The sequence below is a fragment of the Chamaesiphon sp. VAR_48_metabat_403 genome, assembly GCF_031422475.1.
GTDB lineage: Bacteria > Cyanobacteriota > Cyanobacteriia > Cyanobacteriales > Chamaesiphonaceae > Chamaesiphon.
The window spans coordinates 1-8,693 of sequence record NZ_JANPLS010000389.1; the positions used below are offsets into that span (position 1 = coordinate 1).

Consider the following 8,693-nt stretch of genomic DNA (forward strand, 5'->3'; position numbering starts at 1 on the left):
CCGCATACATCCGATCGGTTTCTGGAATCGTAACCACCGCAAGCACGGGACGATGCTGATATGTCAAGGCGATATGGATCGCATATTCCCCAGTCTTATCGATAAAATCTCGCGTGCCATCTAAGGGGTCGATAATCCAGACCCAATCTTGGGGTAATTGCAGATCGCCAGCCTGATAAGTCTCTTCTGTTAGATAGCCACAACTGCCTCCACACATAGCTTGAATGCCTGCGAGAATGTGTCGATCGACTGCCCGATCTGCGGCGGTAACTGGCCCTTCAGTCTTATCTAACACCTCCAGATCTGCGCGACTGCCACGATAATAAGATTTTAAAATTGCTGCTGCCGTCCAACTCAACTCGATCGTCCGGTCTAAAATGTCAGCTAAAGTCAAATGTGGGAGTGGTGAATTCACAAGAATTGGCAGTTTATGGATCGGAAATTGTCGAAAAGTGTAGATTTGTTGCGACGACTGGATTCTAGCGACATAACAATCTGTTTAGTCCGATCTCGTGTTCGGTTTCCACTATCTTCAGGTACTCAATCGATACGGTTTCCTGTGTCTAGCTTACCTTAAATTTTGGCGATCGCGGTGCTATAGTAGATAGCGAAGCCGCAACTCGGCATCAAAAAAATAAGTGTGAGGAAATTTCAAATGAACTGGAAAACTTTATTAGTAGTCGCCAGCTTAACTCTTTCTGCTGGTCTAACTTCTTGTAGCCAACAAGCAACTACTCCCGACGCGACCAAAACTGAGACTAAAACTGAAACTACGACTACTCCCGCAGCAGATACGACTAAGCCTGCTGATGGCATGAAGAGCGACACTACCAAGCCTGCTGATGCTACCAAGCCTGCTGACGGCATGAAGAGCGACACCACCAAGCCTGCTGACGGTGCTAAGAGCGAAACTAAAACTACCGAAACTAAAACTACTGAAACCAAGCCTGCTGAAACTAAAAAACCTTAGTAGCTTGCTAGGTTGAGATCTTTCTTAGTTAATCGATCTAATCTAAATAAATCAATAGCCATCAACATCATTTCAGACTCTAGTAGAGCTGGTGATGTTGATGGCATTGTTGTTGGAGCGGGGAGCGGGGAGCGGGGAGTAATGAGTAAGGAAAATCCCATCCAAGGAGGGGTGCCCTTAGAGGGTGTTTGAAAAGTCAAAATTGTTACGCCTAAACCCTAAAAAATCCCCTTAGCCCCCTTAAAAAGGGGGAACTGGATTCTTAGTCCCCCTTTTTAAGGGGTATTTAGGGGGATTCATACCAACTACGGGTGTCAAAAATAACTTTTCAAACAGCCTCTTAGGGCGGGGTGGGTAGATCTTCGCTAAAGCTATCAAGCCTAAAACCTAAGACCTAAGACCTAAAGCCTAAAAAATCGCCAGTTTTTAAAAACTTACCAGCCTCAACTGGCGGAATTTGGGTATTGACGGCTAGGCGATAAAAATGGTTGAACCTCGATTTATTCACTTCAGGTGGCAGTGTTCGATCTCGCTGCTGGGTAAATATTTGCTGAAATTTAGGAGTTAGATCGCCAGATATGGAATTGCGAGTGGGAACGATACACCGCTGACAGGGATTGACTCCGTGAAATCGGACATCTCCCAGTTGAAAATCAATAACTGTTCCTGGTGCGCCAAATAAGCGATCTTCCCAAAAAGCAGGAACGCCACCGATCTCTAAATTAGTTCTAAATCTGCGGCGAGCTTCTGCCAAATCGAGGTTAGGAAACCAGCCGCAAATCGTCTCTAAGGTAGTTGTACTGACGATCGTGGGGCCATAAGCATTTAAGTCGTCCGGGAAGCCTGTAGTGGCATTTTCGATGAGGCTAACGGGGAATCCAAAAAATGCACTCAACCATCGTGCTAGTTCGGTAACTTCAGTAGTCAGGCAAAATTGGTAATTATTGGCATCGTCAGCAGTTTGGATATTAATTACCAATTGCTGCGCTAAATCTATATTGCTAAAATCGAATTGAGCGCGTAATTGGTGAATTTTAGCAGTACGTTTGGCATTGACAACTTTACCGCAATCGTCAATAATCGCCCACCGTCGATCGTATTCTAAGGCACCACCTGTCAATATTTTAGCGCGATCGACTATTTTGCCATCTAAAGATTTAATTGGATAAATACTAATCTGCGTTAGCGTCGGTTGAATTTCGGTAGTAATATTCACACTCTTTACTCCTTATTGCTATCTCTTCAGATTAGAGATCGATAATTTGTCCGAGTAATCCGATCGAGGATCGGAAAAAGATCTGGAGACATAAATACAAATGATAATGACTCTGGCGAAATTGATAATATTCCCCACGAACTTGGTTTTAATTTACCATTATCGAACTCTAAATGTGCCAACCCGATCGATAATAAATTACTCACTGGATCTTGTCGGTAAATAACCTGGTGGTGGTGACCGAAAAGGTGTACTTTCGGTTGCAGATGTGTAATAAGTCGATCCAAAAAAATCGAGCCAGTGGGTAATTCGGGCGATTGAGGGCCAGCATGAGTCATCAGAATATCTAAATTCTGAAGATCTAGGGAAATATTGGCAATGTCAGTTTCACTAAAAAATCGTGGCTCGGAGTTACTAATCTTCTGTGCCTTGCGATATTTTTCACGCGCTAATTTTCCGCGTGCGGCGCATTCTTGTCTGGGGGCAATTCCCCCGAAGGCACCTATTTTAACCAGTCGATCTGCCAATCTGATTTCGATCGCCTGGTTATCTGGAATAAACCAAATTTGCTGCCAAGGATCGATCGGAGTGGGTTTGGTAAACTCGCCTAAATATTCAAAATCTTCATGATTGCCTCTGACAAAGTAAGTCTTAGGAGCTTGTGAATGTTGTAAATAAAACTGACTCTCTGGAGTCGCAACATAAAAGTTTTGAAAACCTAGTTCGTCGCTGTCTTTTTGCGAGTGCTTTTGAGTGGCTTTGTCTAACTTTGATAAGTCAGGAAATGCACCCAGATCGCCAACTTGCAACAATCCATCTAGTTCAATTCCCGATTGTTGCTGCCAGAGGATAGCTAAGGTATACATTAGGGCAATTCGACCGTGAATATCGCCAAATACTGCAAAATTAAGTTGTTGCTGGTTGCTGGGGGTGGCGCGATCTGACATTAAAATGGAAGCGTAAATTAACAATTACGATTTAGCTATTTTAATGATAGCATGTGTTAATTGACTCGATCTAACTCAGTCAAGAGGTATCATTTAGGCTAAAATTTTACCAATTTCAATAAATAATGGACGATTGGTTGGTAAGATTTGCATACAATCTTGCTGTAATTTTTTTAGTCGATCGAGTACTAACTTTTCTTGATTATTATCCTCAGCAACTTCGCCAACGATATCTGATAATTGACAGCGAACGAGTAAATCTTCTAATAAACAACCAAATGCTCTTACCTCCAGTCTCTCTGATGCTAGACTAGCTATCGAATTGGTGCGATCGTAACTAGAAGCCGCTCCAAAATCGCCTAACAAACAATTACCTCGATCGTTTGTCATAATATTATGAGCATATAAATCGCCATGCATAATACCCTGCGCGTGGAGATGCGCCGCAGCAGATGAAATTGCGATCGCAATTTGCAAGATCTTTGCTACCGTAAACGATATCCCCTCAGGATATGTATCTCTGGTGCAACTATCTAAGCTCGGCGGGTTGCCCAAATTTTTGTAATCGGGAGGAATTAACGATAATATTAAACCCGATCGCTCGTCAGGACAATCGCCAATTTTACCCAACGCACCTACTAAATGTGGATGCCCGCCCGCAGCCATACAAGCATTCATTTCGTCTGCTGGCGCACCATCACTCGTCATCGCGCCTTTAAAAATCTTGATGGCAACATCCGTTGGCGACTGTGCTGGCGAATGCCATAAACCTCTAGAAATCACCCCCGAAGCACCCTCCCCCAATGGCTCCGAGAGCGTTAAATCCGTCCACGGAATGACGGGTACATTTGGCGACAGATTAGCCGTACAAACCGGATTACCAGCATAAGCCAGCCACGACAGCCGAGGTAAGGTAAATAACCACTGCGGCAAAGATTCCAGCCGATTTGCAGCCAATCTAATTAACTCTAAATTCTGACAAGCCGCCATCTCATCTGGTAACGATCGCAATTGATTTCCAGCTAACATCAATTTTTGCAAGCTTAGGAGCTTCCCGATCGAATTTGGCAGCCGTTCGAGCTGATTATCCGTCAGAATCAACCATCTCACCCCCAGCGGCAGAACATTCTCGTCGAACACCCTAATTTTATTAGATTTGAAACCCACCATCGACAGATGCTGACAATCTGCCAATACCTCAGGGACTAATTCAAAATCGTTGTTACTGAGAAAGATAATTTTGAGATTTTTTAACCGAATTAAATCCGCAGGTAAAGATCTCAAATGATTATCGGACAGGTTCAATATTTCCAGCGAATCTGCTAAGTCAAATATCTCGATCGGGAATTCTGTCAAACCAGCCGCTAAATCCAGCCGTTTTATCCCCTGCAATTTACCAGAGCGCAGCAAGTCGATCGTTTCCATGTATTACCAATATTTTTGTCTTTACTTCCAGAATATTGCTTGTTGTAATTCGATCCATTATATTCAAATTTATTCTCATTCGAGATATCGCCAATCGGTTATAGATCGACGATCGATATCTATATATCCACCAGCCCCCGCTAAATTGTAAGCCTCTAAGCCAAACAATTAGCGGCGGGAGTCGATCTTTTACGCTGTTAGTTTAAGTACCGAATAACTTCTTTGCAGCGCGTTCGCTTCTGGCTTCGGCTGATTCCATTACTTCCGACATTTTTTCTAACATTTCGCCAGCATGGTTTTCAAGAACTCTGGTAGAGAGTGAAATTTTACCATTACCTTCGTCTAAATCGATAATCATCGCTTTAATTTCTTGTCCGATCGCGAATACTTTTTCGCAATCTTCGACTCGGCTTTCGCTAATTTGTTTGATATAAATTAGGCCAGTATTGCCATCAAATTCAACAAAGGCACCAAAAGCTTTGAGTCCGACGATCGTACCAGTTACTAATTGTCCTCGTTCTAATTGGCTAAAATTAGCAGTACGAGCAGCTTTACGCTGAGAAAATACTAATTTGTTTTTCTCTTTATCTGCTTCGATAATTATCCCCGGAATGCTAGTTCCGACTAGAGATTGATGGTCGCGTTCGAGCAATTGAGATCGAGGAACAAAACCACGAATTCCTTGAAAGTTGACAGTAACGCCGCCTTTATTTACGCCAGTTACCTTGAGCTGAATCGACTCTTTATTACTTTGAAGATCGTCAACTTGATTCCAGGCATATTTCATTTGCAATTGCAGTTTAGACAAAGTGACTTGTCCATCTGCATTTTGTTCGCGAATAATCAGGAATTCTTGCTCGTCACCAATCGGTAGTAATACCGATAAATCTGCCGATTCGTCTGCGGCAACTTCCTCTGCCGGAACGAATGCTAGCGATTTACCATTGATATCTACATAGACACCATCGCTATCATAGCTATGAATTTTACCTCGCACTAATTGGTCTTTTTCAAAATTGACTGCTTCAGCATCTAAGGCTTTAGCAAAATCATCCATGGAAAAGATTTCGGCGGAGGTAGTTTGAGTCTTATTCATGATCGGTTGGGAGTTGGGAATGGGTAGGTGCGGCGGTTACGAAGAGTTTCGATCGGCACATACCAAGTAAGGGTGATATATATATTATGCCGCCCTACTCAGTCAGATTTGAGTTGTTGAAATAGTTCTTCGACATGTTGCCAAGCTGCGGCTGCGGCGGTGGGATGGTAACTTGCCCGTAAATCGCAACAGAAGCCATGTTCGGCACCTGAATACTGCCAAATCTGATGGGGAACATCATTTTGAGCGAGTGCGGTTTCAATTTGGGCAATTTGGTCGGGCGGAATGCTAGCGTCATCCATGCCAAAGAACATATACATCGTACCTGCGATCGACTCTGTTTGACCGATCGATGGCTCTCCACCACCTGGAGTACGAGTAGTGATTCCCGCACCATAGAACGAAGCTGTCACAGAAATATCGGGCAATGTCGCCGCCAAATAAGCAACGTGTCCGCCAAAGCAAAAGCCGATACAGCCAAAATTGGGCAAGACTTGGGGCAAAGTTTTGAGGTAATCAATCGCGGCTTGAATATCTGCGAGTAACTGTGCTGCATTAGTCTGTTGGGCATAGCTACGACCTAATTCGACATCAGCACTGGTGTAACCTGTCTCAAATCCTGGTGCAATTCGCTCAAATAAAGCAGGTGCAATTGCCACATAACCCATGCTGGCAATCCGTTCGACCACAGATTTGATATGGGTATTGACCCCAAATATTTCTTGGAGTACGATAATACCTGGAAATTGTCCGGCTCCAGTTGGCATCGCCAGAGAGCCAGAAACTTTTGTCGATGGGGGTGCGTTTCGATCGTCAGTATTGATCGGGTACAGCGAGACTTGGGTCGTTGCTACTGGTAATCTAGTCATAAAAATTAATTAAACATTGACGATCGCGATCGGGTACGGATAACATCTATCTAAAGTTAGATGTTTTGATATAATCAAACAGTCTTCATCAACTCAGCTCAAAACATAGAGTCACCCTCTTAGAGATTATTCGAGAAATTAGGATAGTCAGCCAGTTGTAAGACAAATTTAGGTTGCATCATTTTATAAGTATTTAGGAGTGGCTAAAGTGGCTAAAAGCGAGCGGCAAGATCGGATTAAGCGATTATTACCAGGTAAAGTATTATGGGTGGCGATCGCAGTCATTTCTTGTGCGGTTTTTGCACTATTACATACCCTCTTTAGCGGCGTACCTGCGGATGCGCTCATCGCCCAGACAGGATTATCGAAAACAGTCGAGGTGACTACGGCAATTGCCAATAGCATCCCACTGAACTTCGATGTCCCCAAAAACTTTCAAGCTAAAACCATCAAAGACGCACCCGTACCTGGTGCGGAAAAATATATCGCTCTCACCTTTGATGATGGCCCTTGGCCGGAAACTACCGAGAAAATTTTAGCAACTCTCAAACAAGAAAAGGTCAAAGCCACTTTCTATGTAGTCGGTCAACCGCTCAAATCTTTCCCCGAAATTGGTAAGAAAATCCTTGCTGACGGTCATGTTATTGCTAATCATACGCTCCATCATTGGTACAAACAAATGAGTCCCTTGGTAGCACAGCGAGAAATTGAAGATACTGCCAAAATTATTAAAGACCTTCTCAACGTTGAGACTGCCTATTTCAGACCGCCAGGTGGCGTTTTAACCAATGGCTTGGTTGCCTATGCTCAACAACAGAAGCAATCGATTAACATGTGGTCGGTAGATTCTGGCGACAGTCGCCCCAGTCGTCCATCTCCAGAAGCCATGCTCAAAACTATCCTAGCAGAAGCAACTCCTGGCGGAATCGTCCTCATGCACGATGGCGGCGGCAGTCACGATAATACCGCTAAAGCAGTTCCGCAGATTATCGCCCAGCTTCGCGCCAAAGGTTATAAATTTGTCACCGTTCCCGAACTCTTAGAGTTATCATCTGCTGCGGCCGAAACTCCGACAGCTCAAGGCTCTTCTTCTACATCGGTTGGAAGTTAAGCACATTCGATCTCGATACTCTGTTGTAGTAAAGACGCTTAAAAACTGGACTTTCTAGAATTACGATACATCCCCCCTACATCCCCGACTTCTTTTAATTCGACTTTAGCCATTAGAGGTTTTCTCTGGAGAAAACCTCTAATGGCTATTCTGACTCTGGTTATGCTAGTAACAGCCGCCAGTATTAATTAAAACTCAAATCCCAAACCAAAGTTGACACCGTTAATCGAGCCAAAATCGGTATTGTAACTACTGACGAGGGCAACGCCTTCAAACAGATTCACATCGACACCGACAGTCGCTAGCAAGCTAAATTTACTACTTTGATTATTAACAGAACTATACTGTACCCCTCCACCAGCGTGGAAAGTTACGACTGGGTTGCGCTCGAAGGGTTCTTGGTCGCTAAAGATAAAATCGTAGGTGATGGGGACGCGGATGATGGTGGCGTTACCACCAAAAATTGCGGAGGGACGAATAGAATAATTCGGCCCTAATGGAAATCTACTAATGGCACCAAAACTACCACTACCATTTCCCGTTGCAAATGCTGGCCCAAAATAGTTGCGAGGAATTCTGGATGGGTAACCGCTCCCGGTATCGACAGTACTCGGTGATGGTGGGGGAGTGGCTGGGGGTGTCGATCCGCCGGGTAGCTCGGATTGGGCGATTTTTATCGCTGGGGGAGCCTGGAGATTGGGGCTAGTTAGGGGCGCATGATTTTTCCAGTTTGCTCTTGTCTTTGTCGCAGATACTCGATTGTTTTGGGCTGTAATTGGCGCGGGGTGCGATAACGGAGCTGTAGTGGTAGCGATCGTAGCGATAGGTGGGGTCATGGGGGATATTGATTACTCCTCAAAGATTAGTTACTGTACTTAATACTGGCTGTCTAAATCCTCATGAAAACTTAGACTGCTAATTGATTATATAGTTTCCTCAAATCAAATCTGTGCGATCGACCATCTCAATTTAAGACATATTTGCTACAACCCATCCCCAAATACCAGATTTCTTACTCCTTAAAGCATAAGGTAGCACTCGCAAACCCCAAGTCTATTG

Annotated in this window: 9 protein-coding genes; 2 read left to right on the forward strand and 7 right to left on the reverse strand. The window is 44.0% G+C overall.

The genetic code is table 11. The annotated features are described in order from the left end of the window. On the reverse strand, positions 1-415 hold a 415-nt coding region (locus RMO79_RS18460; protein WP_310484706.1), incomplete at its 3' end, for an inositol monophosphatase family protein. 240 nt (positions 416-655) lie between these two features. Here RMO79_RS18460 and RMO79_RS18465 point away from each other — a divergent pair. Further along, positions 656-970, forward strand: coding sequence for a hypothetical protein (locus RMO79_RS18465; protein ID WP_310484707.1), 315 nt, complete (start codon positions 656-658; stop codon positions 968-970). 394 nt (positions 971-1,364) lie between these two features. On the opposite strand, the gene RMO79_RS18470 is transcribed toward RMO79_RS18465, so the two are convergent. From RMO79_RS18470 to RMO79_RS18490, 5 genes are all read right to left on the reverse strand, one after another. Beyond that, positions 1,365-2,186, reverse strand: a complete 822-nt coding sequence (locus RMO79_RS18470) for an MOSC N-terminal beta barrel domain-containing protein (protein ID WP_310484708.1) — start codon at positions 2,184-2,186, stop codon at positions 1,365-1,367. A 26-nt stretch (positions 2,187-2,212) separates the two neighbouring features. Next, positions 2,213-3,133 carry a metallophosphoesterase family protein gene (locus RMO79_RS18475; RefSeq protein WP_310484709.1) on the reverse strand — a complete coding sequence of 307 codons (921 nt, stop codon included), beginning with the start codon at positions 3,131-3,133 and terminating at the stop codon, positions 2,213-2,215. A gap of 93 nt (positions 3,134-3,226) precedes the next feature. Next, positions 3,227-4,558 (reverse strand): leucine-rich repeat-containing protein kinase family protein, encoded by a 1,332-nt coding sequence (locus tag RMO79_RS18480; protein ID WP_310484710.1) that lies wholly within the window; start codon positions 4,556-4,558, stop codon positions 3,227-3,229. A gap of 202 nt (positions 4,559-4,760) precedes the next feature. Continuing rightward, positions 4,761-5,654 carry a S1 RNA-binding domain-containing protein gene (locus tag RMO79_RS18485; RefSeq protein WP_310484711.1) on the reverse strand — a complete coding sequence of 298 codons (894 nt, stop codon included), beginning with the start codon at positions 5,652-5,654 and terminating at the stop codon, positions 4,761-4,763. A gap of 98 nt (positions 5,655-5,752) precedes the next feature. Then, positions 5,753-6,523 (reverse strand): dienelactone hydrolase family protein, encoded by a 771-nt coding sequence (locus tag RMO79_RS18490; RefSeq protein WP_310484712.1) that lies wholly within the window; start codon positions 6,521-6,523, stop codon positions 5,753-5,755. Between the two features lie 208 nt (positions 6,524-6,731). On the opposite strand from RMO79_RS18490, the gene RMO79_RS18495 reads away from it, so the two are divergent. Continuing rightward, the gene (locus tag RMO79_RS18495; RefSeq protein ID WP_310484713.1) at positions 6,732-7,634 is read left to right on the forward strand and encodes a polysaccharide deacetylase family protein; all 903 of its coding nucleotides are present in this window, start codon (positions 6,732-6,734) and stop codon (positions 7,632-7,634) included. Positions 7,635-7,822: 188 nt separating this feature from the next. Here the strand turns inward: RMO79_RS18495 and RMO79_RS18500 are convergent, their stop codons facing one another. After that, the gene (locus RMO79_RS18500; protein WP_310484714.1) at positions 7,823-8,470 is read right to left on the reverse strand and encodes a hypothetical protein; all 648 of its coding nucleotides are present in this window, start codon (positions 8,468-8,470) and stop codon (positions 7,823-7,825) included. Positions 8,471-8,693 lie beyond the last annotated feature (223 nt).

Bases quoted from the DNA above. Each gene is read 5' to 3' on its own strand.
- RMO79_RS18475 (WP_310484709.1), bottom strand. From the start codon at position 3,133: ATGTCAGATCGCGCCACCCCCAGCAACCAGCAACAACTTAATTTTGCA.
- RMO79_RS18485 (WP_310484711.1), bottom strand. From the start codon at position 5,654: ATGAATAAGACTCAAACTACCTCCGCCGAAATCTTTTCCATGGATGAT.
- RMO79_RS18490 (WP_310484712.1), bottom strand. From the start codon at position 6,523: ATGACTAGATTACCAGTAGCAACGACCCAAGTCTCGCTGTACCCGATC.
- RMO79_RS18480 (WP_310484710.1), bottom strand. From the start codon at position 4,558: ATGGAAACGATCGACTTGCTGCGCTCTGGTAAATTGCAGGGGATAAAA.
- RMO79_RS18500 (WP_310484714.1), bottom strand. From the start codon at position 8,470: ATGACCCCACCTATCGCTACGATCGCTACCACTACAGCTCCGTTATCG.
- RMO79_RS18465 (WP_310484707.1), top strand. From the start codon at position 656: ATGAACTGGAAAACTTTATTAGTAGTCGCCAGCTTAACTCTTTCTGCT.